The sequence below is a fragment of the Thalassospira sp. MCCC 1A01428 genome, assembly GCF_002115825.1.
GTDB lineage: Bacteria > Pseudomonadota > Alphaproteobacteria > Rhodospirillales > Thalassospiraceae > Thalassospira.
Genome location: NZ_JFJZ01000019.1, coordinates 43,047 through 69,088, shown reverse-complemented (window position 1 = coordinate 69,088; position 26,042 = coordinate 43,047). Strand labels below are relative to the sequence as shown.

Annotated in this window: 25 protein-coding genes and 1 tRNA gene; 22 read left to right on the top strand and 4 right to left on the bottom strand. The window is 51.0% G+C overall.

What is annotated here, in order from left to right:
* Position 1: 1 nt before the first annotated feature.
* On the top strand, positions 2–982 hold the full coding sequence (gene thiL, locus THS27_RS15085; protein ID WP_085592272.1) for a thiamine-phosphate kinase: 981 nt from the start codon (positions 2–4) through the stop codon (positions 980–982).
* Positions 983–1,018: 36 nt separating this feature from the next.
* On the opposite strand, the gene THS27_RS15080 is transcribed toward thiL, so the two are convergent.
* Positions 1,019–1,471 (bottom strand): outer membrane protein assembly factor BamE, encoded by a 453-nt coding sequence (locus tag THS27_RS15080; RefSeq protein WP_085592270.1) that lies wholly within the window; start codon positions 1,469–1,471, stop codon positions 1,019–1,021.
* A gap of 162 nt (positions 1,472–1,633) precedes the next feature.
* Between THS27_RS15080 and THS27_RS15075 the strand changes: the two genes are divergently transcribed.
* The 9 genes from THS27_RS15075 (at position 1,634) to THS27_RS15030 (ending at position 7,650) form a co-directional block, all read left to right on the top strand.
* Positions 1,634–2,185 carry a ubiquinol-cytochrome C chaperone family protein gene (locus THS27_RS15075; protein WP_085592268.1) on the top strand — a complete coding sequence of 184 codons (552 nt, stop codon included), beginning with the start codon at positions 1,634–1,636 and terminating at the stop codon, positions 2,183–2,185.
* Between the two features lie 25 nt (positions 2,186–2,210).
* The gene (locus THS27_RS15070) at positions 2,211–2,783 is read left to right on the top strand and encodes a DUF177 domain-containing protein (protein ID WP_085592267.1); all 573 of its coding nucleotides are present in this window, start codon (positions 2,211–2,213) and stop codon (positions 2,781–2,783) included.
* A 147-nt stretch (positions 2,784–2,930) separates the two neighbouring features.
* The gene (gene plsX / locus THS27_RS15065) at positions 2,931–4,004 is read left to right on the top strand and encodes a phosphate acyltransferase PlsX (protein WP_085592313.1); all 1,074 of its coding nucleotides are present in this window, start codon (positions 2,931–2,933) and stop codon (positions 4,002–4,004) included.
* A gap of 40 nt (positions 4,005–4,044) precedes the next feature.
* Positions 4,045–5,016 (top strand): beta-ketoacyl-ACP synthase III, encoded by a 972-nt coding sequence (locus THS27_RS15060; RefSeq protein WP_085592265.1) that lies wholly within the window; start codon positions 4,045–4,047, stop codon positions 5,014–5,016.
* A gap of 177 nt (positions 5,017–5,193) precedes the next feature.
* A complete protein-coding gene (locus THS27_RS15055) occupies positions 5,194–5,484 on the top strand; it encodes an integration host factor subunit alpha (protein WP_085583110.1) in 291 nt (96 codons plus the stop codon).
* Positions 5,485–5,503: 19 nt separating this feature from the next.
* Positions 5,504–6,013 (top strand): MerR family transcriptional regulator, encoded by a 510-nt coding sequence (locus THS27_RS15050; protein ID WP_085592263.1) that lies wholly within the window; start codon positions 5,504–5,506, stop codon positions 6,011–6,013.
* Positions 6,014–6,078: 65 nt separating this feature from the next.
* Positions 6,079–6,155 (top strand) — tRNA-Pro (locus THS27_RS15045).
* 437 nt (positions 6,156–6,592) lie between these two features.
* Positions 6,593–6,973, top strand: a complete 381-nt coding sequence (gene cutA, locus THS27_RS15035) for a divalent-cation tolerance protein CutA (protein WP_085592261.1) — start codon at positions 6,593–6,595, stop codon at positions 6,971–6,973.
* A gap of 116 nt (positions 6,974–7,089) precedes the next feature.
* Positions 7,090–7,650: a septation protein A gene (locus tag THS27_RS15030; RefSeq protein ID WP_085592259.1), complete on the top strand. Its 561-nt coding sequence runs from the start codon at positions 7,090–7,092 to the stop codon at positions 7,648–7,650.
* Between the two features lie 81 nt (positions 7,651–7,731).
* Here THS27_RS15030 and THS27_RS15025 read toward each other — a convergent pair whose 3' ends face one another.
* On the bottom strand, positions 7,732–8,973 hold the full coding sequence (locus THS27_RS15025) for a bifunctional 2-C-methyl-D-erythritol 4-phosphate cytidylyltransferase/2-C-methyl-D-erythritol 2,4-cyclodiphosphate synthase (RefSeq protein ID WP_085592311.1): 1,242 nt from the start codon (positions 8,971–8,973) through the stop codon (positions 7,732–7,734).
* 114 nt (positions 8,974–9,087) lie between these two features.
* Here THS27_RS15025 and THS27_RS15020 point away from each other — a divergent pair, with 114 nt between their 5' ends.
* From THS27_RS15020 to THS27_RS14965, 12 genes are all read left to right on the top strand, one after another.
* Positions 9,088–9,894 carry an inner membrane protein YpjD gene (locus tag THS27_RS15020; RefSeq protein ID WP_085592257.1) on the top strand — a complete coding sequence of 269 codons (807 nt, stop codon included), beginning with the start codon at positions 9,088–9,090 and terminating at the stop codon, positions 9,892–9,894.
* Between the two features lie 115 nt (positions 9,895–10,009).
* The gene (dusB, locus tag THS27_RS15015) at positions 10,010–11,017 is read left to right on the top strand and encodes a tRNA dihydrouridine synthase DusB (protein ID WP_085592255.1); all 1,008 of its coding nucleotides are present in this window, start codon (positions 10,010–10,012) and stop codon (positions 11,015–11,017) included.
* Between the two features lie 46 nt (positions 11,018–11,063).
* Complete coding sequence (locus THS27_RS15010; protein WP_085592253.1) at positions 11,064–12,212, top strand: nitrogen regulation protein NR(II); 1,149 nt, start codon at positions 11,064–11,066, stop codon at positions 12,210–12,212.
* Positions 12,209–13,657 (top strand): nitrogen regulation protein NR(I), encoded by a 1,449-nt coding sequence (ntrC, locus tag THS27_RS15005; RefSeq protein ID WP_085592251.1) that lies wholly within the window; start codon positions 12,209–12,211, stop codon positions 13,655–13,657. The genes THS27_RS15010 and ntrC overlap by 4 nt, the downstream gene beginning before the upstream one ends.
* A complete protein-coding gene (locus tag THS27_RS15000; RefSeq protein ID WP_085592249.1) occupies positions 13,654–15,933 on the top strand; it encodes a PAS domain-containing sensor histidine kinase in 2,280 nt (759 codons plus the stop codon). The genes ntrC and THS27_RS15000 overlap by 4 nt, the downstream gene beginning before the upstream one ends.
* Before the next feature lie 55 nt (positions 15,934–15,988).
* Positions 15,989–17,374 carry a sigma-54 dependent transcriptional regulator gene (locus THS27_RS14995; protein WP_085592247.1) on the top strand — a complete coding sequence of 462 codons (1,386 nt, stop codon included), beginning with the start codon at positions 15,989–15,991 and terminating at the stop codon, positions 17,372–17,374.
* 45 nt (positions 17,375–17,419) lie between these two features.
* The gene (trkA, locus tag THS27_RS14990; protein WP_085592245.1) at positions 17,420–18,799 is read left to right on the top strand and encodes a Trk system potassium transporter TrkA; all 1,380 of its coding nucleotides are present in this window, start codon (positions 17,420–17,422) and stop codon (positions 18,797–18,799) included.
* An 81-nt stretch (positions 18,800–18,880) separates the two neighbouring features.
* Entirely contained in the window at positions 18,881–19,759 is an 879-nt protein-coding gene (locus tag THS27_RS14985; RefSeq protein ID WP_371455703.1) for a D-amino-acid transaminase, read from the top strand.
* Between the two features lie 114 nt (positions 19,760–19,873).
* The gene (locus THS27_RS14980) at positions 19,874–20,542 is read left to right on the top strand and encodes an HAD family hydrolase (protein WP_246832976.1); all 669 of its coding nucleotides are present in this window, start codon (positions 19,874–19,876) and stop codon (positions 20,540–20,542) included.
* 123 nt (positions 20,543–20,665) lie between these two features.
* Positions 20,666–20,923, top strand: a complete 258-nt coding sequence (gene hfq / locus THS27_RS14975; RefSeq protein ID WP_007089557.1) for an RNA chaperone Hfq — start codon at positions 20,666–20,668, stop codon at positions 20,921–20,923.
* A gap of 76 nt (positions 20,924–20,999) precedes the next feature.
* On the top strand, positions 21,000–22,262 hold the full coding sequence (gene hflX, locus THS27_RS14970; protein ID WP_085592240.1) for a GTPase HflX: 1,263 nt from the start codon (positions 21,000–21,002) through the stop codon (positions 22,260–22,262).
* A gap of 29 nt (positions 22,263–22,291) precedes the next feature.
* Positions 22,292–23,122, top strand: coding sequence for an inositol monophosphatase (locus THS27_RS14965; protein WP_246832975.1), 831 nt, complete (start codon positions 22,292–22,294; stop codon positions 23,120–23,122).
* Positions 23,123–23,496: 374 nt separating this feature from the next.
* Here THS27_RS14965 and mazG read toward each other — a convergent pair whose 3' ends face one another.
* Positions 23,497–24,321, bottom strand: a complete 825-nt coding sequence (gene mazG / locus THS27_RS14960; RefSeq protein WP_085592238.1) for a nucleoside triphosphate pyrophosphohydrolase — start codon at positions 24,319–24,321, stop codon at positions 23,497–23,499.
* A 157-nt stretch (positions 24,322–24,478) separates the two neighbouring features.
* Positions 24,479–25,981, bottom strand: a complete 1,503-nt coding sequence (locus THS27_RS14955) for an aspartate kinase (RefSeq protein ID WP_085592236.1) — start codon at positions 25,979–25,981, stop codon at positions 24,479–24,481.
* Between the last annotated feature and the right edge of the window lie 61 nt (positions 25,982–26,042).

Sequence of the window (26,042 nt, the reverse complement as noted above, 5' to 3'; positions counted from 1 at the left end):
TATGGCAAAGCGGTCGGGTGAATTTGAACTGATCGCGCGTTATTTTACGCCTATTGCCAGCCGTTCGGCGGCATCGTTGGGGTTAACCGATGATGCCGCCATTTTCAGTCAGACACCAGGGACGGATAACGTCGTAACTTGCGATGCGCTGGTTGCTGATGTGCATTTTCGTGCCGAAGATGATCCTGTAACTGTTGCGCGCAAGGTTTTGCGGGTTAACTTGTCTGATCTTGCGGCAATGGGCGCGCGGCCGGTCGGGGTTGTACTGGCGGCGGGGTATAATCGTGATCTTCCCGAAGAATGGATTGTCGCCTTTGCCAGGGCTTTTGGCGAAGACTGCCTTCATTGGCAGGTCGATTTGCTGGGCGGTGATACGGTATCGACTCCTGGCCCGACATTCTTCAGTTTAACGGCACTGGGCGAAATCGCCCCGGGGCGCGCGTTAAAGCGTGATCAGGCGCGCCCGGGTGACGTGGTTGCGGTGACCGGAACGCTGGGCGATTCTGCTTTGGGGCTGGCAGTATTACAAAACAGGCTGGATCTGAAAAACATATCGCATCACGCTTTTTTAACAGATCGCTACTGGGTGCCACAGCCACGGCTGGACATTGGCATGAATGCGGCGGCATTGGAAACACGCCTGGCCGCAATGGATATTTCAGATGGTCTTGCTGGTGATATTCGCAAAATTGCCGGGGCATCGGGCGTTGGGATGATTTTACAACAAAACCGGATACCGCTGTCAGACAGTGCCAGGGCCGCTGTTTTGCAGGATTCCGGGAACTGGCAAAGTATTTTGGCTGGCGGTGATGATTATGAATTATTGCTGTGTGGTCCGGCTGCTCAAATCGCCCGGCTGGGGGCTGATGTAACCGTGATCGGGACTGTTACCGATCGTGTCGATGATATCTTAATGCAGGACCTGAATGGCAAAATGGCCGAACTCACCAAAGGTGGGTTCGACCATTTTTCAAATACATAATCAGGATAGTTAAACTGTTTTGTAGGGCCACACCGATTATTTTTCGGTATCGGTAAAGCGGCCAAGGTTACCAAACAGCTGTTGCAGGATCGTCAGTTCGCGGCCCGCTGTCGGCGTAACCCGATCCGTTGGTTCAACCGGTTTACCATCTTCAAGATGATACTGTTTGACCAGATCAACGCGGTTGGCAGTATCAAAACTGATAACAACCACTTCCTGCTTGGTGACGTCAGGTTTAAAGAAAGCAAGGGTTTCAACCTGACGCGAGATGTAGAGCCAGACATTCGGGTCAAACGTTGCGATGCTTGAGGGGGTCCCAAGAAGATCGGTCACATCGCCTTTGGTTGACTGACCAATTTTAATTTGATCCAGGTCTTCTGGTTCGGGCAAATTACCACGATTGGCAATTTGCGGGCTGCACGCAGCCAGCCACGCGGCGGTGAAACCGGTGATAACGATAAAGGTGAAGCGCTTTATTCTTGAATGCATTGAACCCACCGGAACGATCCGCTTGTTAACGTCTTAAATGAATTGCCTTGAGTTTCAGCGCGGGGCGCATGATATTGCCGGGCAATAAACGGGACACAGCGCCCCAGGAAATTTAGGGCATTCTGCTTGCCATGGCGCGAATGTCAACGAAGGAGTGGTAAGTTGTTTGGCTGGTTAACAAAAAAAGGCAAAATTCATGATGCGGCCTTTGCATTATATACGGCTTTGGTAACCCAGGCGCGCCAGCCGGCTTTTTATGTGCAAGGGGGCGTTGCCGATACAAAAGAAGGCCGTTTTGACCTGATTTTGGTTCATGCCTTTATGTTGTTTCGCCGATTGAAAAGCAGCCCTGCACAAAAAGAACTTGCCCAGCAGGTCTTTGACGTGATGTTTGCGGACCTGGATCAGAACATGCGCGAAATGGGAATTGGGGATGTTGGAATCCTGAAACGTATTCGCAAAATGTCGGAATCCTATCACGGACGCATCGTTGCCTATGAAGAAGGCGTTGGTGCCGGGGAATCCACGCTGGCGGCAGCACTGGATCGTAACCTGTTTGCCGATACCAATGTTACGAGCGGGCAAATTGCTGCCATGACGTCATATATTTATGCCTCGATCGATCATCTTGCCACTTTGGGCGATGCCGAGTTGATGCGGGGTGAAGTTTCTTTTCCGGCACCGCCATATGAATATGATGCGACCGGACTGTAAAAACCGAAAACAAAAGAGCTTATCTATGCCTGATAATCTGACGCCGGAATTTTCGCGCATTGTTAAAGTGCAGGAACTGACCGCAAAAAAGACGACCATTGAAATTGATGCCAGTGCAGCAGAACGCGCAGCCCTGGCTGACCGGTTTGAGCTGGCAAGTATTGAAAAACTGGTTGCCAAACTGACCGTGCAACTGGCCGGCAACGGCGAAGTAACAGTGCGTGGCCCACTGCACGCTGAAATTACACAGCGGTGTGTGGTAACACTGGATCCCGTTCCTGAAGTTGTTGATGACGAGATCGAGGTGCTTTATTCACCCCATGTTAGTGAAGACAGCTTGCCATCAACTGCGGATGACCTTGAAGGGTTAAGTGAAGACGAGCTGATGGCTCTTTTGGATCAGCCAGAACCCCTTACAGATGGTATTGTCGATCTTGGTGAAGTAGCGGCCCAGTTTTTGGCAATTTCGATGGATCCGTATCCGCGCAAGGAAGGCGTTGATATCGAGGAATTTGTCGAGGAAGAAGAGCCCGAAGAAAAGCCAAATCCGTTTGCAAAACTCGCCGGTCTTAAAGATAAGCTGGAAAACAAGAACTAGGCATTCTTATGCTTTACCTTGTGCCGAACCGGAATTTCCGGTAATTACGGGCTTTCCGGGCGTATCTCGCTGAACCGCGGCGCAAACCGGTTTCGCGGCGGTTACGTTTTCCTGCATAAATGTTTAAAACAACGACAAGAGAATACATTGCCTGAACAGGTTCGCATTTCACTTGACGCGATGGGGGGAGACCACGCGCCCGACATGGTCGTCGCGGGGGCAGAAATCGCGCTTAAACGTATGCCGCATCTAAAATTTTTAATGTATGGCGATGAAACGCGGATCAAACCGCTTTTGGACAATTGCCCTGAATTGGCAGCTGTGACCGAAATTCGCCATGCATCCCAGGAAGTCACGATGGACGACAAGCCCTCTGTGGCTTTGCGTCAGCGTCGGGACTCCAGCATGCGGCTGGCTATCAATGCGGTTAAGGAAGGCGAGGCACAGGGGGTTGTGTCGGCCGGAAATACGGGTGCTTTGATGGCAATGGCCAAGTTTGTTTTGAAAACCTTGCCCGGCATCGACCGACCGGCCATTGCGACTTATATGCCGACCCAGCGTGGTGAAACCATCATGCTGGATTTGGGCGCCAATATTGAATGCAATGAAGACAACCTTGTTCAATTTGCCCTGCTGGGCGAAGTTTTTGCCCGGGTTTTGTTTGGTATTGAAAAACCGTCAGTCGGGCTGCTCAATGTTGGTATTGAGGAACTCAAGGGCAATGAATCGGTAAAAAAGGCCGCGTCGATTTTACGCGAAATTAACCTGCCGATCCAGTTTGCCGGTTTCGTTGAAGGTGATGATCTGGCCAAGGGCACGGTAGACGTTATTGTTACGGACGGGTTTACCGGCAATGTCGCCCTGAAAACTGCGGAAGGAACCGCGCGGTTGCTGGTGCATTTCCTGCGTGAAACGTTCCGCAGTTCATTTTGGGCCAAGATCGGTTATCTGTTGGCCCGCCGTTCGCTACAGCGGTTTCGGGAACGGATGGACCCGCGCCGTTATAATGGCGCCATGCTGCTAGGCTTGAATGGTATTGCCGTCAAAAGCCATGGCGGCACGGATGCACTTGGGTTTTCCAATGCTATTGGTGTTTGCCATGATCTGATTGCCAATCGATTGAATGATACGATAAAGGCAGAAATCGCATCGTTCGAGGCGGAAATGTCAAAGACCCAGGCCGACGAGGCCGACGTTTTGCCAACAGGCACCGCACAATAATCCCTTCGTTTAAACTTTCGTATATTGGCAGTTCCTTATCATGACAGTTCGTTCACGCATCATCGGTTGCGGTTCCTACCTTCCTTCGACAGTCCTGACCAATGAAGAATTATCCCGGCGCGTAGATACGACTGATGAATGGATTGTGGCACGAACGGGTATCCGCCAGCGCCATATTGCCGCCAAAGACGAAATGACCAGTGATCTTGCATACCATGCTGCTGTGCAGGCTATGGCACATGCCAATGTCACCGCTGCCGATATCGATATGATTATTGTTGCAACGGCGACGCCTGATAACACGTTCCCGGCAACAGCAACCAAGGTTCAACAGCGGTTGGGGGTCACAGGCTTTGCTTTTGATATGCAGGCGGTATGCTCGGGCTTTATTTATGCTCTGACCACCGCGGATATGTATATCCGCAACCGTCAGGCAAAAACGGTGCTGGTTATCGGGGCAGAAACGTTTTCGCGTATTCTTGATTGGGAAGACCGCAGCACCTGCGTTTTGTTTGGTGACGGGGCGGGTGCTGTTATTGTACAGGCCCACGAAGGGACCGGTACTGTCGAAGATCAGGGCATTCTGGCGTCGCGTCTACATTCAGATGGCAGCAAATATGAATTGCTGCATGTTGATGGCGGGCCGTCGTCAACGCAAACGGTTGGTCACCTGCGCATGGAAGGCCGCGAAGTTTTTCGCCATGCCGTTACCAACCTTGCATCTGTTATTCGCGAAGTTCTTGATGATACAGGTATTACCGCCGACCAGATTAACTGGCTGGTACCCCATCAGGCCAATCAGCGTATTCTTGATGGTACGGCGCGCAAGTTTGGTATTTCACCCGATCGTGTGGTGGTGACGGTAGATCGTCACGCCAATACATCGGCGGCGTCAATTCCGCTTGCGTTAAGTGAAGCCGTGCATGATGGTCGTATTAAGCGTGGCGATATTGTTGTTCTGGAAGCAATGGGTGGCGGTTTCACCTGGGGCGCGTCGCTGGTGCGCTGGTAAGATTTGTTGATTTTAGCTTGAAAAATTGTTCGTTTTGGTAAAAATTATTGAGAATCAATGATTTGGCCTAAAAAGTGCAACTTTCCGCCACAATCGCGTGTATCCTATTGATATTGACTGGTTTAGCCACCAACTATAACCTTGTGTTCATTGCCCTGTTATGAGGAGGCGGTCTGCATGTCGGAAACAACGGTTACCCGCGCCGATCTAGCCGAAGCGGTCTATCAGGAAGTCGGCCTTTCGCGTAACGAATCTGCCCAGTTGCTGGAAACAGTTCTTGATGAAATTTCTGGTGCGTTGATTCGGGATGAAGTTGTAAAAATATCGTCGTTCGGCAGTTTTTCTGTCCGCAGCAAGGGGGAACGGATTGGCCGAAACCCCAAGACGGGCGAAGAAGTACCGATATTGCCGCGTAAAGTGTTGGTTTTCCGGCCATCACAGGTTCTTAAATCGCGCATTAACGCATAATTACGAATAAGCGCGATCAATGAAAAATGAACTGGGGGAAACGGCGAAAAATCGCCGTACCATAAAATCTGACTCTGCTTTCAGGACAATTAGCGAGGCTGCAACCGAATTAGGGTTGCAGCAACACGTTTTGCGTTTTTGGGAACAGAAATTTCCACAAATCAAACCCATGAAACGGGCAGGGGGGCGACGTTATTATCGGCCTGATGATATCGAATTCCTGCAAGGTATTCGCGCACTTTTGCATGATCAGGGTTACACCATTAAAGGTGTGCAGAAACTGATTGCACAAAATGGCGGTACTTTGCCTGAAGGGGCGTCGTCATTTCCGTTGGTTGAAAATAATCAGACAGATGAGTCGCGTCCGGCGAGCGTGGAAACATCACCTTTGGCTGATAATGCTGATGTTGCTTTGGATTCTGCCAATGCAGGCATTGATCGGGATGCACTTGTGAACCTTCTGGGCGAATTGGAAGGGCTTCAATCGCTTTTGCGGACAGCACTTGAGAAAGTGCAAAAAAATCCATAAAAATCATTTGCGTCTTGGGCGTGGCAGGGCTATGTATCTGTCCGCGCCGCAAGGCGCACATCGGTCGGAGCGTGGCGCAGCCTGGTAGCGCACCTGCATGGGGTGCAGGGGGTCGGAGGTTCGAATCCTCTCGCTCCGACCAATATCTTTCTGAACTATCATTACAGATCAATTACCTGCCCAAGATCTCGGGGCGGGTTTTTTTTATGTTCAAATCAACCGGAACATTCGCCGTCAAATGTAACGATCATTCATTTTCCGGGGTAACGGCAACACTTTATGGTGCGTCCCCTTTGGCGATCTTGCATCCGGCCTGTGTAAGTTTACACACCAGCCAATCAGGCTTTAACGGATTGGCAAACCATGGCTCAGCCCAGCCATGCCTGATGCAGGCCTGCACGGTTTTAGCAGGTATCTGGCGGCCATTTTCATCAAACAGGGGCAATTACCACCGGGTTGGGTCAATCCGCGCTGAAGCCAGTGATATTGACTGTTGGTCGGTTTTGCAGCCTTGGAGGAGGGCATGTTAAACTTCCCTGTTCCGCATGATTGTAAGCCGTACGATCTTTGCTGGCGTCTATGACAAAAGTTTCGCTGATATTTGAAACAGGAGCAACCGGCATGGCGAGTTTGCCCGAAAAAACCGATGATATAGTCATTCTCTACGTTACCGTACCTGACATTGAATGTGGGAAGGATATTGCCCGGTCAGCCGTTGGTCAGAAACTGGCGGCATGTGGCAACATATTCCCGGTCATGACAGCCATTTACGAATGGGAAGGTGTCGTGGAGGAAGGGGACGAAGCTGTATTGCTATTGAAGACCAGACAGGGGACGGCTGAACGTTTGATGGATTTCATCATTGAAAGACATCCTTATGATACGCCATGTGTTATGGAACTGCCAGTAGGGCGCATAAATGATGGTTACGCAGCATGGTTGCTGGCCCAGGTTCAATAACTAACAGTCTAGCAATAAAAAGTGACGGCCTGTGAGCCGGAAACCGGGAAGACGGATGTTGCGCTAAACCGGTTGCCCCCCTAGGATGGGGCCAAATTGACAAAAGAAGTGACACGATGAATCATTTAACCAAACTGGTCCTGGAAATGGGCCCGCTGGTCCTGTTTTTTGCGGTAAACGCAATTACCCACGATCTGATGAGCGCAACACTTGTGTTTGTTGTCGCCACCATTGTCGCGTTGTCGGTGTCCTTTTTAATTAATCGAACCATTCCGGTTATGCCGCTGATTGGCGGGGTGTTTGTGATCGTGTTTGGTGGTTTGACGCTGTATTTGCAGGATGACCTGTTCATCAAGATCAAGCCGACAATTGTAAATCTGATGTTTGCGGCTATTTTGTTTGGTGGCCTTGTTGCTGGGAAACTGTTTTTGAAACTTGTTCTCGAAAGCGCATTTCGCGCATCGGATGAAGGCTGGCGGATTTTGACATGGCGCTGGGGCCTGTTTTTTATTGCTCTGGCCATTGCCAACGAAATCGTCTGGCGTAATTTCAGTACCGACTTCTGGGTCGCTTTCAAGGTATGGGGCGTTACGCCAATTACTTTGCTGTTCGGATTTGCTCAGGTGCCTGTGATTCTGAAATACCAGTTGCCTGAAGAAGACGGTGCAGAAGCCTGATATTATAGGTTTTTTAGCGCAATGCATAAAGGCGGACCCTTGGGCCCGCCTTTTGTTTTTTATAACTCTGCCGAAGTGCGATCACGATAGTACGAATGGCAGGGCGATGCTGGCACTTGCCTGTGCGGCAATGCCTTCCTCGCGACCGGTAAAGCCTAATCGTTCCGACGTGGTTGCTTTGATATTTACTCTGTCGACGTCAATTTCGAGGATATCGGCAACAGCCTGGCGCATTGCTGCGGTATGCGGGCCGATTTTAGGGCGCTCGCAAATCAGCGTCACATCAACATTTACAATTCGGCCGCCACGGCCCGCCACCAGTCTTGCGGCGTGTTTTAAAAACTGGTCGGATGCGGCCCCTTTCCATTGCGGGTCGCTGGGCGGGAAATGCTGGCCGATGTCGCCTGCTGCAATGGCACCAAGAATGGCATCCGTTAAAGCGTGCAGGCCAACATCGGCATCCGAATGCCCCTCCAGACGGGCGCTATGGGGCACCGAAATGCCACATAACATGCAGGCATCGCCCGGGGCAAAGCGATGTACGTCAAATCCGGTGCCAGTGCGAAATTCTTCGGAAGTCGTGCCGGGCATATTCCTGGTCTCCTGCTCGGGGCGGGGATGCGATAGTGTGGTTTGGTTATTGGTGAAATGTTCGCTCATGCGCGATAAATCGTTCTGGCGGGTGATTTTATCGTTTTGATCGCTTCCCGTAACGCATTTAACCGGAATGCCAAGCTGTTCTAGCAGGCTGGCATCGTCGGTCATTTCCTGGCCTTCAAACTGTTCATGGGCATCAAGAATAGTTTGAAAATTGAAACCTTGTGGTGTTTGTGCCCGCATAAGGGTTTCGCGCGGAATGGTCCGGCTGATATTGCCGTGCGGGTCACATTGCTTGATCGTATCGGCTACCGGGATACCCGGTATGGCACCGGCATGATCAAGAAGGGCGGCAAGTACCCGATTGATAACTTCTGAATCAATGCCAGGGCGGGCGGCGTCGTGGATCAGAACATGATCCGGTGTCCCATTTTTAAGGGCGCGCAAACCATTTAGAACTGATTGTTGGCGCGTATGTCCACCACTGACCGCCGGGCATAGGCCTGCATGATGTATCAGGTCGCCGATGGCGGCCTCAAGATACAAATGATGGTCGACATTATAGACCACCTGAATTTGACCTGGAGGGCAAATGTGCATAAACGCTTCAACGCAATGGCGTAAAAGGGGTTTATTCCCTATCTGATGATATTGTTTTGGAAGCGGATCACCAAATCTGCTACCGCTACCGGCAGCAACGATGACAACCGAGATTTTTTTGTTCATAAACGATATGCGCTCACATGTATAAAGTGAGCCACAAGCTATCTTTCCGGGCCGGGTTTGCCAAGTCGGCAAATTGGCTGTTTTATTGCCCGTAACCATTCTGGACGTCCGTGTATGATCGCCACTGCCATCCACATTCTTTCCCTGCTGCCGTTGACAGCCCAGATTTTACGTCGCGAACCGCAACGTGACCTTTGGTTATATGGCTCTATCGCGCTGGGTATTATCGGAACAATTGCTGTTTTAAGCCTGACGGGTGAGGCGGTGCAGTCGCGCGGGTTTTCATCGGCTTTGCACTGGTCCGAACTGACGGTGTTATTTGCATTTGGTGGCATGGCAGGTTGTGATACCCGCCAGCAGGTCTGGCGGCTGGCCGGGTATGTCGGGGCATATTTGCTGTTGTTTGGTGGCGTCGCCGGTGTGTTTGAATCCATTGATGGTGCGGCACCCGGGCAGGTGGAAGAACAGGTTTTATATTCGGCGTGGCTTTGGGTGCATATTGGAACGTCGCTGGTCACGTATGCACTGGTAACAATTGCGGCCATTGCGGCAATGGCCTATGTCGTGCAGGAAAATGCCCTGAAAAATCGTCGTCCTACCCGGTGGAGCCGACGCTTACCCCCGCTGCGAGACAGTGAGCAGATGCTGGTCAGTTATTTGAAATGGTCGGCATGGGTGCTGGTTATTGGCATTGTAACCGGTTTTGCCTTGCGACAGGTAGAGGGCACATCCTTGTGGACGGTTGATCATAAAATGCTGCTGACCTTGCTGGGCTTTGCTGTCATTTGTGTGTTGATCTGGATTCATGAACGTTCAAGCCTGCGCGGGCGAATGGCTGTGCGGTTCGTGTTGGGGGCATGGCTTCTTTTAACGCTTGCTTTTCCCGGTGTGCGTTTTGTCACGGTTTATTTGTTGGGGTAATTTTCCTTTCAAATCAGCATTAACCCGCAATCCTTTAACTGTATCGCTTAGAGTTGTTGCACTCTGCGTTCAGTTTCATTAATCTGCCCAAGTTTTAGGCAATTGGAATATCTTCATGTCGTTGCAGATCGGGTCTGTCAGTGTGCCGGAAAATGTTGTTCTGGCACCGATGTCGGGTGTTACCGACCTTCCATTTCGTCAACAGGTGCGCCGGTTTGGCGATCATCTTGTCGTGTCGGAAATGATTGCGTCTGATGCCATGACCCGCATTCAGCAACATCAAAAAGAAGTGCGCAAAATGCACGGCGATTGTGCAGCCGAAAGCCCGCTTTCCGTGCAACTGGCCGGAACTGACCCTGACGAGATGGCCGAAGCCGCCCGGATGAATGAAGCTCGGGGTGCCATGATTATTGATATCAATATGGGGTGCCCTGCCAAAAAAGTGACCAAAGGTTACGCCGGGTCCGCCTTGATGCGTCAGGAAAAGCTGGCAGCTGACATTATGGAAGCCACGGTTAAGGCGGTCACAGTACCTGTTACGCTTAAAATGCGTCTTGGTTGGGACGATGATGATCGTAACGCACCACGATTAGGCCGGATAGCCGAGGATCTGGGCATTCAAATGCTGACGATACACGGCCGCACACGATGCCAGTTCTATAAGGGGCAGGCCGATTGGGATGCGATTGGTGATGTGAAATCGGCTGTGCGTATTCCGGTAATTGGCAATGGTGATATTCAAAGTGAAGAAGATGCCGCCGAGCTTTTGTGCCGGTCCGGTGCCGATGGGGTTATGATAGGCCGTGGCGCACAAGGGCGACCGTGGTTTTTAAAACAGGTGTCACATTATCTTAAAACCGGATCAAAGCTGCCTGCGCCATCACTGGAACAGCAACTTGAAACCATTTTGGCCCATTATGACGCGATTATTGACCATCATGGACACGTGCCGGGATACCGGATCGCGCGCAAGCATTTGGGGTGGTATTGCAATGGTTTGCGTGACGCGACGGAATTTCGCCGCACCGTTAATGTGCTAGATGATCCGGTACAGGTAAAAGATGCCATTCGCGCCTTTTACGAACCAAAAATTGAAACCGAATTACAGGAATGCGCGGCATAAGCCGAACAGCATTACCTGAACGCAGATTACGATCGGGGGACGGAAAATGAGGCTTGGCTTTGGCAAGGGACACAATGTTGATCCCGCCGGCGTTTTAAACGCAATTGCCAGCGCAGTGGTGGTCGCCGACCGTGATGGCAAAATCCGGTTTGTGAACCAGGCAACCGAACAGCTTTTCAATACCAGTGCAGCTGTGTTGTGCCGCAGTAACCTGAAGGATTTTATCCCCGGGGACAGCCCGGTTTTTTCGTTAATTGCACAGGCTATTGATGAAGCAACTTTGGTTGCCGATCATGATTTATTGATAGAAAGCCCTAAGATCGGACGTCATGCGGTTAACCTGACCGTCGGGTCTATGCCCGAGGAAATAGGCTCTGCTGTTTTAACATTTGAGCCCCGTTCGATTGCGCAAAAGATTGATAATCAACTGCTTAGCCGAAACTCTGCACGTTCGGTGAGTGCAATGGCGGCGATTCTGGCTCATGAGATCAAGAATCCGTTGTCAGGTATCCGGGGTGCGGCACAATTGCTCGAGCAAACAGCAAATGAAGATGACCGGGTGTTAACCCGTCTGATTTGCGATGAAGCAGACCGCATTGTTAATCTGGTTGACCGGATGGAAATTTTTTCCGACAAGCCGTTGGAGCGCGGGGCTGTTAATATTCATACCGTGCTGGAGCATGTCCGTCGACTGGCGGAAAACGGCTTTGGACACAACCTTCATTTTGAAGAGATTTATGATCCATCCTTGCCACCGGTTTATGGCAACCGCGACCAGTTGATTCAGGTGTTCCTCAACCTTGTCAAAAATGCCGCCGAAGCCGTTCAGTCCGATGATGGCCAAATTACCATTTCCACCCGCTATCAGCATGGGGTTCGTCTGGCAGTTGCCGGCGGAGATACACGGGTACATTTGCCACTGGTTGTCTCGGTGCGTGACAATGGTTCGGGTATTCCACCAGACATGCGAGAAAGCCTGTTTGACCCGTTTGTAACCACCAAACCTACCGGGTCGGGGCTGGGGCTGGCACTGGTTGCTAAAATCATTAGCGACCATGGGGGCGTGATCGAGGTAAAAGAGGTTCCTACCGGGGGAGCTGAGTTTCAAATCATGTTGCCGATCTATCATCGTACTTTGGCTGAAAATGTGCAGGCCACTCAGAAAGATAGCTGGATCAAGGAAGAAACATTATGAGCGCGCAACCAGCCCGTATTCTTGTCGCCGATGATGATCGTGCCATTCGTACCGTTCTTACCCAGGCGCTGTCGCGTCAAGGCCATGAAGTCCGCAGTACCGGCCACGGTAAAACCTTGTGGGACTGGATTGCCGATGGTGAAGGCGACCTTGTGATCACTGATGTGATGATGCCTGATGAAAATGGCCTGGACATGGTGCCGCGTATTCGCAAATTGCGCCCTGATCTGCGCGTAATTGTCATGAGCGCGCAAAATACCTTGTTAACTGCTGTTAAGGCTGCACAGCGTGGTGCATTTGAATATTTGCCAAAACCTTTCGATTTGAATGAGTTGATGGGGATTGTTGATCGGGCACTTGAAACGCCGGTTAATCAGGAAAATACGAAATCCCCCAATGACGAAGGCGATGATCGTTTGCCTTTGATTGGTCGTTCATCGGCGATGCAGGAAATTTACCGGTCGCTGGCACGATTGATGAATACCGATTTAACGGTAATGGTTACGGGTGAAAGCGGCACTGGCAAGGAACTGGTTGCGCGCGCCTTGCATGAATACGGATCGCGCCGTCATGGTCCATTTGTTGCCATTAATATGGCCGCTATTCCGCGCGAGTTGATCGAAAGCGAACTGTTCGGTCATGAAAAAGGTGCCTTTACCGGGGCTAATGAACGCAAGGTTGGCCGGTTTGAGCAAGCCGAAGGCGGAACGCTGTTTCTTGATGAAATTGGCGATATGCCGCTGGAGGCGCAAACCCGTTTGTTGCGTGTTTTGCAGGAAGGTGAATATACCCGGGTTGGGGGGCGTACGCCCATTCGCGTGAATGTGCGCATTGTCGCCGCCACCCACCGGGATTTGCGCAAGCTCATCCGGGAAGGCAGTTTCCGTGAAGATCTGTTTTATCGTTTGAATGTGGTGCCAATCCGCTTGCCCAGCCTGCGCGAACGTCTGGAAGATATTCCTGAACTGGTGAATCATTTTCTGGCGCAGGCAAGTGAACAGGGACTACCGCGTAAAAACCTGTCGTCCGATGCGATGGCCCGCTTAAAAGCGCATCGCTGGCCAGGTAATATTCGCGAGCTTGAAAATATGGTGCGCCGTCTGACGGCCCTGTATTCGCAGGACGTGATTGGTGTGGACGTAATTGAAACCGAATTTGCCGAAAACAGTGTTGCTGAAGCAGCCCCGATGGGAGAGCCACAATCCCTGGCTGAATCAATCGAGCGCCATGTACGAGAGTATTATGACGCCCATGACGATGATTTGCCGTCAAGCGGCCTGTATGACCGTATCTTGCGTGAAATGGAACGTCCGCTATTGACCGTAACGCTGGAAGCCACACGGGGTAATCAGGTGAAGGCAGCCGAAGTATTGGGGCTAAATCGTAATACGCTTCGTAAGAAAATTCGTGATCTTGGGCTTGAAGTCGTGCGGGGCGCCAAATGAGCGTTCCGGCGCGCCAACGCCGAAAGGCGTGGCAGCAATCGGCTTTTGTTAAGGCGTTAGGCCGTATTGGTCAGTCTCGCAAACTGGCCATTGGGCTGGTAATTTCAGCGTTGCTGTCGGCAATTGTCACTTATCTGGCAATGACGGGAACAGCGCCGCTGCGGCCTGATCCACGCACGATTATCATTTTACTTAATATCGATCTGGTTTTGTTGCTTGCACTTGCCACACTGGTGGCTCGCAAGCTTGTACAAATCTGGGTGGAACGGCGCAAAGGCACCGCCGGGGCAAAGTTGCATACCCGGCTGGTTTTAATGTTTAGCCTGGTGGCGGTTACCCCGGCCATTATCGTGGCTGTTTTTTCTGCGCTGTTTCTGCATTTCGGCATTCAGGGCTGGTTTAGCGACCGTATTCGAACAGCGGTTGAAGAAAGCATGGTCATTGCCCAGGCCTATTTGCAGGAACATCAGGAACTGATCCGGGCGGATGCGCTGGCAACCGCCAGCGATCTGCAACGTCTCGGGGTTTCGTTTGCGACGGATCCTGGTCGTTTGGCACGTATTCTTACCGCGCAAGCCGATGCACGCGGTCTGCCCGAGGCCCTGATTATCGATGGCAGTGGCCGCGTTATTGCCCAGTCAGATTACAGTTTTTCCTATGACCCTGAAGGCGCCCCTGTGCCGCAAGAAGTATTCGATCGCGCACGGGTTAACGATGTGGTTCTGATGTTGGGGGACACGGAAGATCGCATCCGGGCCGTTGTCAGGCTGGATAATTTCATTGATGGTTTTTTGCTGGTAGGCCGGTTTGTGGACAGCAATGTCCTTGATCGGATCGAACAGGCACGGCGTGCTGTTAAGGCGTATGAAAACCTTGAAGGTGAACGGTCCGGCATTGTCATTACATTTGTAATGATCTTTGTGATTATAGCGGTTGTTTTGCTGCTTGCAGCAGTAATGCTCGGCTTGACAGTGGCAACACGAATTGTCGAGCCGATCTCTCAGCTTATTCATGGCGCAGAAAAAGTTCGTGATGGCGATTTATCATTTCGGGTGCCATTAGACGGGCAGGGCGATGAAATTGAAGCCCTAAGCCGTGCATTTAACCGCATGACAGCCCAGCTTGATACCCAGCGTGCCGAGTTGATTGCAGCAAACCGGTTAAATGACGAACGTCGACGCTTTACCGAGGCCATTTTGGGTGGGGTGACGGCAGGTGTCGTCGGGTTGGATGCTGATTGTCGTATTAATTTACCCAATCGCAGCGCATCGGAATTACTGGCACTGGACCTTGAGGAAAAGGTGGGGCATGGAATTTGTGAAGTCATTCCCGAATTCACGGTTCTGTTTGACGAAGCCATCAAGGAAGGGGATCGATCCAAGCCGAGGCAGATAGAAATTCGTCGGGATGGCCTGAATTTGATGTTGCTGGCCAGGGTGACGGTTGAACGGGCTGGCGATAGGTCTATTTTTGGCTATGTGGTAACGTTTGACGATGTGACCGAGCTTCAAAATGCCCAACGCATGGCGGCATGGGCAGATGTTGCACGTCGTATCGCCCATGAAATTAAAAATCCGCTTACGCCGATCCAGCTTTCAGCCGAACGATTGCGCCGTAAATACTTAAAGGAAATACAAAGCGATACCGAGGTATTTAAAACCTGCATCGAAACGATTGTACGACAGGTTGGGGATATTGGCCGGATGGTCGACGAATTTTCATCCTTTGCGCGCATGCCCAGTCCGAAAATGCGCGAAGAAGATTTGGCGGAACTCACGCGGGATGCCCTGTTTTTACAACAACAGGCCCATTCGTCGATCACTTATGATTTTGCAATTGACGAAAATATCAAAACCAGAATTCAATGTGATGCACGTCAGGTCAACCAGTGCCTTATCAATACTCTGAAAAACGCCGCCGAGGCTATTGCCGGTCGAAATGGCGATGAAGGCGAGGTTCCTCCCGGGCACATTCGTGTTCTGATATCGCGCCGTGAAGATGCTCACTCGCGGATTGATATTGTGATAGAGGATAACGGACGTGGCTTGCCGATCGAACATCGGGAGCGGTTGACCGAGCCGTATGTGACGACCCGTAGCAAGGGAACCGGACTTGGCCTGGCGATTGTCAAGAAAATCATGGAAGACCATGGTGGAGAGCTTATACTCGCTGACGGCACCGGGGGTGGAGCAAGGATTACATTGTCCTTTCCGCAAAGCTCGGCAAAATTAACTGAAAATTCTTCGGGAAATGATAATGTATCGCCAACGGTATAGATCAGGTCGATCCCGCACAACAATGAATTAGAAACACCAAGGTTACTGTCGAAACATGGCGCACGATATATTGATCGTCGACGATGAAGAAGACATCCGGTCGCTCATTGCAGGCATTCTGGAAGACGAAGGTTATACGACACGTGCCGCTGGCTCCAGTCAGCAGGCATTGTCCGAGGTTGCTGCTCGGCGGCCGACCCTTGTTATTCTTGATATCTGGATGGAAGCCAGCGAGCATGATGGCATTGAAACCTTAAAGCTGATCCAGCGTGAACATCCCGAAGTCCCCGTTGTGATGATTTCGGGGCATGGTAATATTGAAACGGCCCTTGAAGCATCACGTAATGGCGCTTACGATTTTATAGAAAAGCCGTTTAATACCGAACGTTTGCTGCTTGTTGTTGAGCGCGCTATCGAAGATGCGCGTTTGCGCCGCGAAAACCGCGAACTTACTTTACGGGCGGGTGGCGATGTGGAACTGGTGGGGAAAACACCGGTTATTTCCAATTTACGCCAGGCAATTGAACGGGTTGCCCGCACAGGTAGCCGCATTTTGATTGCCGGCCCGGCCGGTACAGGCAAGGAAGTGGTTGCCCGGCTGGTGCATCGCAGTTCGGCCCGTGCGAATGGACCTTTCGTGGTGCTTAATTGTGCTAATATTTCGCCCGAAACAATGGAAGAATCGCTGTTTGGGGCCGTTGGTAATGCCACTCGCGATGCACGCACAGGCATGATGGAAATCGCCCACGGCGGCACTTTGCTGCTTGATGAGGTGGCAGATATGCCCCTTGAAACTCAGGGTAAGATCGTTCGTGTTTTGCAGGATCAAACCTTTGTCCGGGTTGGGGGATCAACCCCGGTTAGTGTTGATGTGCGGGTAATTGCAACGACATCGCGCGATCTTGAAGAAAAAATCGAAGAACAAAAATTCCGCCAGGATTTGTATTACCGGCTTAATGTGGTGCCGCTGGATGTGCCACCCCTGATAGCGCGCCGCGATGATATCCCTGAACTGGCAGACTATTTTTTATCGCGCTATGCCGATGCAACCGGTCTTCCCCGGCGGAAGCTATCGCCCGAAGCCATAGCTGCGTTGCATGCTTATGACTGGCCGGGAAATGTGCGTCAGCTTAAAAACGTCATTGAACGACTGATGATCATGTCGCCTGGCGAAAACGGACAAATGATCAGCGGCAAGATGCTGCCCAGCGAACTTTTTTCCGATATGCCTGAGTCCCTGGCATTTGATAAAACCAGTGAGATTATGGCATTGCCGTTGCGTGAAGCACGGGAACTGTTTGAAAAGGAATATCTTCAAACTCAGGTCGACAGGTTTGGCGGGAATATTTCTAAAACTGCCAATTTTATCGGGATGGAGCGTTCCGCCCTGCACAGAAAGCTCAAAAGCCTTGGCATTTATGGTGATCGCGTTGGTGATTGATACGCGATTAATGCCAGCAGGCTTTTGATCAGGAGAAAGATCTAAATGAAAGTCATCATTTGTGGCGCGGGGCAGGTGGGCTTCCACATTGCCAAATATCTTGCTGCCGAACAAAACGATGTAACGGTTATCGACCAGTCCGAAGAACTGATCCGCAAGATTTCAGACACGCTTGAGGTTAAGGGTATTATCGGCTTTGGTTCGCACCCCGATGTGTTGCAACAGGCCGGCGCAGATGAAGCCGATATGCTGATTGCAGTGACATTTGCCGATGAAGTAAACATGACGGCCTGCCAGGTGGCGCATTCATTGTTTAATGTACCCACTAAAATTGCCCGAATTCGTAGCCAAACCTATCTGCAGCCTGAATGGGCCGGGTTATTCGGCCGTGAAAAATTACCGATTGATGTGGTAATTTCCCCGGAAATGGAAGTGGCACGTGCGGTTGCACGGCGCCTGCGGGCGCCGGGTGCGTTTGATATGATCCCGTTTGCGGATGACAAGGTTAAAATCCTTGGCTTACGCTGCAATGAAGATTGCCCGGTTATCAATACCCCCTTGCGTCAGTTACACCAGCTATTCCCGGATTTGAATATTTCGATCATGGGCATGATCCGTAATGACAAACCGGTTTACCCCAAAGGCGAAGATCAGATGCTGGCGGGCGATCTGGTGTATTTGGCGGTATCAAGTGATCAGGTTGACCGGGCCATGTCTGCCTTTGGTCACGAAGACCCGGAAGCTCGCCGGATCGTGATTTTTGGCGGCGGTAATATTGCCTTGTTCCTGGCCGAGGAAATCAACAATAACTTTCCCGGTGTTACAACGCGCCTGATCGAATCTGATCCTGAACGTGCGCGATTTGTCGCCCAGAAACTGCCCAAGAAAAGTGTTGTTCTGTGCGGGGATGTTCTGGACCCGGAATTGCTGGAAGAAGCCAACGTTGCCAACGCCGAGGCCGTCGTCGCCCTGACCAATGATGATGAAACAAACATTTTGTCGTCATTGCTGGCCAAACGGTATGGGTGCCCTCGTGCGCTGACACTGGTCAATAAAAGTACCTATACCTCCCTGGTTTCCGAACTGGGCGTCGATGTGGTGATCAGCCCGCGTATGACAACGGTTTCGACCATTTTGCAACATGTGCGCCGGGGGCGCATTCGCGCTGTTCACAGCCTGTCAGAAGGATTTGGTGAGGTGCTGGAGGCCGAGGCCCTTGAAACAGCCCCGATTGTGGGCAAGGCGATCAAGGATATTGCGATGCCGCCTGGTGTTGTGTTTGGTGCCATTTTACGTGACGACAAAGTGGTCATGCCGCGTGCCAATACAGTGATCGAAGCCAATGATCGTATCGTTGTGTTCTCTGGCTCCGAACAGATCAAGAAAGTTGAAAAGATGTTTGCCGTTCGGCTGGAATATTTCTAGGTCATTAGTGAATGGCAAGCAGAGCAGGGCGGATGATCGTTATTGGGTTGTTCTGCCGCGTTTTTAGATTTTAAAGGGTGAATGATGTCGCGTATTGCCTATGTCAACGGTCGCTATGTTCCACATTCCGAGGCGTCGGTCCATGTTGAAGACCGTGGCTTTCAGTTCGCCGACGGTGTGTACGAGGTGGTCGCGGTTTATAAGGGCCAACTGATCGACGAGCAGGGGCATCTGGACCGCCTGGAACGATCGCTTGATGAATTGCGCATTGCTATGCCCCTTGCCCGTGCGGCACTTGCCCAGATTTTGCGTCGCATGGTGCGGCTTAATCTGGTTCGCGAAGGGCTGGTTTATTTTCAGGTTACCCGTGGCGTTGCGCCCCGTGATTTTCCGTTTCCTTTTGCTGCGGCACCAACCCTTGTGATCACCGCGCGTAACAAGAAATTCCCGGGACGTGATGTTAAGGCTGTTACTGTTATAACAACGCCAGACCAACGCTGGGCCCGCCGCGATATTAAAACGGTTGCCTTGTTGCCAGCCACATTGGCGAAACAAAAGGCGAAGGAAGCGGGTGCCTTTGAAGCATGGCAAGTTGATGCCGACGGGTATGTAACCGAAGGTGCTTCATCCAATGCGTGGATTGTGACGAAAGATAACGTGATTGTTACCCGACAGGCCGATCATAATATCCTGCGTGGCATTACCCGGATGGCAATTATTGAATTTGCCAAAGAAAACGGTTTCAAATTTGAAGAACGGGCGTTTAGTGTTGAAGAAGCCCAAAATGCGCGAGAAGCCTTTGTTTCAAGTGCCAGTACATTTGTGATGCCAGTTTGGAAAATTGACAATGTTGCGATTAGCAACGGGGAAATTGGCCCGGTTGGCAAAACCCTGCGGGATGCCTATTTCGATGCCATGGACCAACTGGCAAACGATGCACGTACCAGATCAACAGACTGACTTTCAATGATGATAGCAGCGCGGAAAAAGCATTTTCATGTGGCTGCCTTGTTTATGTAGTTGGTTATATTTTTATCCTAATGAACTGAAAATATTATTATGCCAGAAAATTCCTTGTCACGTCCCGATGCTGTTTTGTTCGATTGGGATAACACCCTTGTTGACAGTTGGGGGCCCATTCTTGTGGCATTGAACCTGACCTTTGACGATTACGGACTGGAACGCTGGACAATGGAAGAAGCGCATGTTCGCGTGGCCCGATCCTTGCGGGACAGTTTTCCGGCTTTGTTTGGCGATGATTGGGAAAAAGCCAAGGATCGTTTTTATGAGCATTTTCACAATATTCATCTGGAAAAACTTAGCCCTTTAAAGGGCGCGCATGACCTGTTGCTGGCCTTAAAGGATGCCGGAATCTACACCGCGATTGTCAGCAATAAACACGGTGACTTTTTGCGTGCCGAAGTTGCCCATCTGGAATGGGGGCACTTTTTTAGTGAACAGGTTGGTGCGACAGATGCAATCAACGACAAACCCGCCCTGGACCCGGTTCATATGGCGTTAGGTAAAAATGCTGCAATGCAAGGTGGGACTCTGTGGTTTGTCGGCGATAGCGTGGTTGATATCCAGTGCGCACGCAATGCCGGGGCGGTTGCAATTATTGTTGGCGATGAAGTAACCGGTGGTGCTGATGCCGCAGAAACCGCAGCTTTTTGCCCTGATTGGCATTTCCCTGATTGCGAAGAGCTTGCAGGGGTTGTAAAACACTTAAGGAAAGCCTTATAGTTTCACCAGGTCATAAGAAGGTGGGACGCGAACCGTAAATTCCATTAAGGACTAACGGTTCGGTATTTTCCTTGACCGCCCAAAACCAAAAAAACGCTCATAAAAGAAGGCTAGGTCTAACCAATGGCGGAAAAATCACAAAATGTTCAGGACGTATTCCTGAATTATTGCCGTAAAAACAAAACGCCGGTTACCGTATTTCTGGTCAACGGAGTCAAATTGCAGGGTATTATTACCTGGTTTGACAATTTTTCTGTTTTGCTGCGGCGCGATGCCCACACACAGCTTGTTTACAAACACGCGATTTCGACGGTAATGCCGACGACGCCAATTAAACTGTTTGATCCAAGCCAGCCTGCAACGGACGAAGAAAATAGCTGACGAAACACTGACATCGGGGGTGGACGAAGAAGACGCACGCCCCCGCGTCTTGGTGATCCACCCGGATCCCAAACGTATGGATGCCGCTTCTGCCTGGCGTGATTCACAGTCGCGCCTTGACGAGGCCGTAAATTTAACCGGTGCGCTGGATTTCGAGGTCGCAGGGGCGGAAATCGTCTCTATTGCGAAACCTCGTCCGGCAACCCTTTTTGGCACGGGTACCGTCGATAAAATCGGCGAGTGGATCCGTGACGAAGAAGCAGACCTGATCATGGTCAATGGTCAGTTAACACCAATCCAGCAACGTAACCTTGAACGTTCATGGAAAGCCAAGGTCATTGATCGCACTGGCCTGATCCTGGAAATTTTTGCCAACCGGGCGCAAACCCGTGAAGGTAGCTTGCAGGTTCAGCTGGCCTTGTTAAGTTATCAACGATCCCGTCTGGTTCGAACCTGGACCCACCTTGAACGCCAGCGTGGCGGTCGGGGCTTTTTGGCTGGTCCTGGTGAACGACAAATCGAAATTGACCGTCGTTTGATCGGCGACAAGCTGGCAAAACTGCGCCGTGAGCTTGAAGAGGTTAAACGGACCCGCGATTTGCACCGCAAGGCGCGTCGTCGGGTGCCTTACCCGATTGTGGCTTTGGTTGGTTACACCAACGCGGGGAAATCGACATTATTTAACCGTCTTACCCGGTCGGATGTTTTTGTTGAGGACATGTTGTTCGCAACCCTTGACCCGACCATGCGGGGGCTGGAACTGCCCAGTGGTCGCAAGGTGATTTTGTCTGATACTGTTGGTTTCGTGTCTGACTTGCCGCACGATCTGGTTGCGGCATTTCGGGCGACACTGGAAGAAGTTCTGGAAGCGGACCTGATTGTTCACGTCCGTGATGTGTCTTCTCCTGAAACCGATGCGCAAAAGCAGGACGTGTTAGAAGTTCTCAAGGAACTGGGGCTGCAGCAGGTGATTGATGGTGCCGAACTTGTGGAGGCCCTGAACAAGGCGGATCTTCTAACCGAGGAAGATGCGCTGGCCGTACACGAGCTTAGCAATCGCACCGAAAACACCATGGTTGTTTCTGCCCTGACAGGCAAAAATTGCCAGGATCTGTTGCAACTGATCGAAAACCGTCTCACGGCTGAAATGCCGGTGTTTCAGGTGCTGGTTCCTTATGCAAATGGCAAAGCACTGGCCGGGCTTTATCAACAGGGTGAAGTGTTGAACCGTATTGAAGGCGATGATGGTATCAGCATCGAAATCCGGCTTGACGAAACCCGTGTTGGAAAGTTTGACGACTGGTGCCAGAAAAACGGCTTGGACCTTTATTCCGTGTAACCCGATAACGACGCAGGATTTTTAAAGTGATGACACCGGATATAGACAAGGTTACCGCTATCATCCGCGAAGTCGCCGCCGAAGAAATTGCTCCGCGTTTCGGGCAGCTTGATGCCGTTGATATCGATGTCAAAACACATGCGCTCGACCTTGTTACCATTGCAGATACCGAGGCCGAGCGCGTTTTAACCCAACGTTTGACGTCATTATTGCCAGGTAGTGTCGCGCTGGGGGAAGAGGCCGCCCATCATGATCCATCATTGCAGGACCGGGTGTTTGCCGGTAATGACCCAATCTGGATTATTGACCCGGTTGATGGGACCAAAAATTTTGCCCATCATCGGCAACCGTTTCGTTCCATGCTGGCGCTGTATCGGGGTGGAAAAACAGTTGCAGCATGGATTATAGACCCGATTAGTGGCGATGTTACTGTGGCCGAGCAGGGGAGTGGCACCTTTCATAACGGACACGCTGTTTCTGTGCGAAAAAACGTCACGCATGCGCAAAATGCACGGGGCTTTTTAATATCCTATGTCCGGGATCGGTTGATAAAATCACACGGACACCACGACTTTTTTGAAAAAATATCTCATTATTCGTGTTGTGGGGCCGAATATCAGGAAATTGCTCAGGGGCAATATGATTTTTGTGCTTATCGCACTTTGAAACCCTGGGATCATGCACCTGGAACATTACTGGTACGTGAGGCCGGGGGCGTTGCCCGGTATATTTCCGCGCAAAAGCCAGCTTCTGACTATCGGGCTGAAGGTGACGCGCCAGCCCTGATATGTGCTGCCACACCGGAGCTATGGGACGAAATAAATACCTTGTTATTACCGGTTTTCGGTAAAAAATCCTGATCTTTCACCGGTAAGAATCCCCGTAAGTATCTGAAAAATTAATGTAATTCCTGGGATCGCCAACGCCCCGGGCGCAAGCGTGTTGTTACGGGGCAGATTTAAGCGGTGATAAAAATGGGAACGCAGGTATATCCCTGCCAGTGTCCCGGATAAGGGAAAAATTGCCGGAGAGTGAGCATGTCAGATAGACGACAGGGTTAAATTTGCCCTATGGCCGACAAGATGGCAACCGGCGGGGCCGGGTAACAGGAAGCCAGATGCCAATAAAAACAAGTGCTGTATCGGGAACCCGCCTGCAAATGTCCGGGCTTATTCATGTGAAAGCACTTGTTCCGGGTTGCTCACTTAAAGGCCAGATTCAATCGTTCTTTTGATTATTCGGTTGTTTTTCGGCGTTCGTGTTGTTTGGCGGCATCCCACAACATGTCCATTTCTTCAAGGCTTGACTGCGATGCTGATTTACCGTTCCGGGCCAGTTCCTGTTCGATAAATTGAAAGCGACGGGTAAATTTCAAATTGGCTCGCCGCAAGGCAACTTCGGGATCGACATTGATTTTTCGCGCCAGGTTGGCCATCACGAATAGCATATCGCCCAATTCATCTTCCAATCGGTCATGATCGGGGGTGTCCGTTAGTTCGGCACGAAGCTCCCCAATTTCCTCGCTTAGTTTGTCAAAAACCTGTTCAATGTCAGGCCAGTCAAACCCGACACGGGCCGCACGTTTGGTGAGCTTTTCGGCCCGCATCAAGGCGGGAAGGGCAGATGCAACCCCGTCCAGGGCGCTGGTTTGTTCATTGCCTGTTGACTTGCGTGCGCGTTCTTCTGCCTTAAGTTTTTCCCAGTTTTGGCTGACATGGTCCGGGGTTTTGGCGTTATCATCGCCAAAAACATGGGGATGCCGGGCAATCATTTTGTCGGTAATGCTACGGGCGACGTCATCAAAGGTAAAAATTTGTTCTTCGGCGGCCATTTGCGAATGGAAAACCACCTGTAACAATAAATCACCCAGTTCTTCGCGCAGTTCAGGCATGTTATTTGCCGTGATGGCATCGGCAACTTCGTATGCTTCCTCGATGGTGTAAGGGGCGATCGTTGCAAAATTTTGTTCAATGTCCCAGGGGCATCCTGTTTCAGGGTCTCGCAGTTTTTTCATAACCTGCAATAGCTGATCCATAGGGGATAGCGCGGCCAATGGCATTGGAAAACTCCATTTTGGGTTCGATCACATCATATAGACGAGAAATCTGTTTTATGCTGGTAACGTGAAGCTGTGATGACTTCAAGTCGGACGCAACAAAGCCCGCAAATTAAATTTGCGGGCTTTGTGTTTTGTATGTTCTATCGTCAATAGATGATCAGGCCGCAGCCAGTTCACCAACATTATCTGACGAAGATTTCTTTTTGCTGTCGTCGGTATCGGTTGCTTTTTTACCTTCAACCAACCCGCGATGCAGAGACACGATTGCTTTGTTAAAATCGCTTTCAGTCACCACAAATTGCAGATCAACCCGACGGCTTGGCGAATGGCTTGCGACCAGTTCAACACCCGCATCATCGAGGATACCCACAGCGCGGGCAAACAGGCCAGGCTGATCAATATTGGCCCCAATTACGGAAACAATAGCAACCTTACGGGTTTTAACCGTTGCTTCAGGTTGTTTACCTTCAATTTCCTCAACACAACGACGAATCTGCTTAAGTGGGGCCGAAACGTAATGCGTAATGGTATTGGCGTTCAGGTTTTTGGTAACGGTGGGAACCTTATAGCGTTTAAGAACACTAAGGACCTCTTCTTCCGCTCCGGGAACACCAACCATGTCCTGGTTATAGACCTCGATCTCGAAGGCGGTGCTGATGCCGGTTACAATTTCAACCCGGCTTTCATCAGGGTGCCAGTCATCATCAATGACGGTGCCCGGATGTTCCGGCTCGAACGTATTGGCAATGCGCAGTGGAATACCGTTCTGGCGAAGCCCTTTGGCAGCACGCGGATGAATGGCTTCCATCCCCATGTTTGAAAGCTGATCAGCGACATCATAACTAGTCCGCCCGATGGGACGAACGGCATCTTCACCAACAATGCGCGGATCAGCGCTGCTCAAGTGGAATTCCTTATGAATGATGGCTTCATGTGCCCCGGTCATGCAGGCAATCCGTGAAAAGGTCACTTCGCTATAACCACGGCCATAAATGCTCATCAGGCCTTCGCTGCACTGGGCATAACCCGTAACAATTGGCATCTGGGTTTTGACGTCAATGTTGGTGAACACACTTTCAATACGTTCATCCAACGTCGATGCTTCCGGCTCACGCCAGCCTGAAAGGTCGGCAAACACGGCATTTACACCCTTGCCGCGCAGCAACAACATGGTGTTGTGCGCGCTGTGGGCTTCACCAATGGCGCTAAGCATTTCACGCACGGTCAGCAGGTGCTTTTCCAGTTTGAAATGGCCAAAGCTGCACAAACGGTGCAGGTCCATCAGGCAGCTACGTGTGCCTTCAACGCGTTCCTGGACAAAGGAATTGGCCAGTTTCAGTTCAGACTGATCCTGGAAAATTTCTTCATTCAGGGCGCACATTTTATCGGCGACCTTGTTAAGGGCATCGCCCCAGGCCCAGTCGGTTTCCGAACCGGCATAAAGCTGATAGACGCCTGCTTCACCTGTTTTCTTGTTCTCAAGCAGCAAGTCGGTAAAGCCGCCATAGGCTGAAACAACAAAAATACGATTATAAAGCGCGCTTTCGTCGCGATCACCAACCAGAATGTTGTCCATCACAGCCTGAACCTGTGTCATGGACGTTCCACCGATCTTGTGAACGCTGTGTCCGGCATCCGCTTTTTTACGGGCTGAAACCATGGTGCCTCCTTTGGGGGCCGTTTCCTTGGAAGTTTCTCGGATAAGGGGGGCAGGGCGATGC

What these genes read in the sequence shown, in the direction of transcription:
- thiL (WP_085592272.1), top strand. Translation starts at nt 2, where the DNA reads ATGGCAAAGCGGTCGGGTGAATTTGAACTGATCGCGCGTTATTTTACG.
- THS27_RS15080 (WP_085592270.1), bottom strand. Translation starts at nt 1,471, where the DNA reads ATGCATTCAAGAATAAAGCGCTTCACCTTTATCGTTATCACCGGTTTC.
- THS27_RS15070 (WP_085592267.1), top strand. Translation starts at nt 2,211, where the DNA reads ATGCCTGATAATCTGACGCCGGAATTTTCGCGCATTGTTAAAGTGCAG.
- THS27_RS15060 (WP_085592265.1), top strand. Translation starts at nt 4,045, where the DNA reads ATGACAGTTCGTTCACGCATCATCGGTTGCGGTTCCTACCTTCCTTCG.
- THS27_RS15055 (WP_085583110.1), top strand. Translation starts at nt 5,194, where the DNA reads ATGTCGGAAACAACGGTTACCCGCGCCGATCTAGCCGAAGCGGTCTAT.
- THS27_RS15050 (WP_085592263.1), top strand. Translation starts at nt 5,504, where the DNA reads ATGAAAAATGAACTGGGGGAAACGGCGAAAAATCGCCGTACCATAAAA.
- cutA (WP_085592261.1), top strand. Translation starts at nt 6,593, where the DNA reads ATGACAAAAGTTTCGCTGATATTTGAAACAGGAGCAACCGGCATGGCG.
- THS27_RS15030 (WP_085592259.1), top strand. Translation starts at nt 7,090, where the DNA reads ATGAATCATTTAACCAAACTGGTCCTGGAAATGGGCCCGCTGGTCCTG.
- THS27_RS15025 (WP_085592311.1), bottom strand. Translation starts at nt 8,973, where the DNA reads ATGAACAAAAAAATCTCGGTTGTCATCGTTGCTGCCGGTAGCGGTAGC.
- THS27_RS15020 (WP_085592257.1), top strand. Translation starts at nt 9,088, where the DNA reads ATGATCGCCACTGCCATCCACATTCTTTCCCTGCTGCCGTTGACAGCC.
- dusB (WP_085592255.1), top strand. Translation starts at nt 10,010, where the DNA reads ATGTCGTTGCAGATCGGGTCTGTCAGTGTGCCGGAAAATGTTGTTCTG.
- THS27_RS15010 (WP_085592253.1), top strand. Translation starts at nt 11,064, where the DNA reads ATGAGGCTTGGCTTTGGCAAGGGACACAATGTTGATCCCGCCGGCGTT.
- ntrC (WP_085592251.1), top strand. Translation starts at nt 12,209, where the DNA reads ATGAGCGCGCAACCAGCCCGTATTCTTGTCGCCGATGATGATCGTGCC.
- THS27_RS15000 (WP_085592249.1), top strand. Translation starts at nt 13,654, where the DNA reads ATGAGCGTTCCGGCGCGCCAACGCCGAAAGGCGTGGCAGCAATCGGCT.
- THS27_RS14995 (WP_085592247.1), top strand. Translation starts at nt 15,989, where the DNA reads ATGGCGCACGATATATTGATCGTCGACGATGAAGAAGACATCCGGTCG.
- trkA (WP_085592245.1), top strand. Translation starts at nt 17,420, where the DNA reads ATGAAAGTCATCATTTGTGGCGCGGGGCAGGTGGGCTTCCACATTGCC.
- THS27_RS14985 (WP_371455703.1), top strand. Translation starts at nt 18,881, where the DNA reads ATGATGTCGCGTATTGCCTATGTCAACGGTCGCTATGTTCCACATTCC.
- hfq (WP_007089557.1), top strand. Translation starts at nt 20,666, where the DNA reads ATGGCGGAAAAATCACAAAATGTTCAGGACGTATTCCTGAATTATTGC.
- hflX (WP_085592240.1), top strand. Translation starts at nt 21,000, where the DNA reads ATGGATGCCGCTTCTGCCTGGCGTGATTCACAGTCGCGCCTTGACGAG.
- THS27_RS14965 (WP_246832975.1), top strand. Translation starts at nt 22,292, where the DNA reads ATGACACCGGATATAGACAAGGTTACCGCTATCATCCGCGAAGTCGCC.
- mazG (WP_085592238.1), bottom strand. Translation starts at nt 24,321, where the DNA reads ATGCCATTGGCCGCGCTATCCCCTATGGATCAGCTATTGCAGGTTATG.
- THS27_RS14955 (WP_085592236.1), bottom strand. Translation starts at nt 25,981, where the DNA reads ATGGTTTCAGCCCGTAAAAAAGCGGATGCCGGACACAGCGTTCACAAG.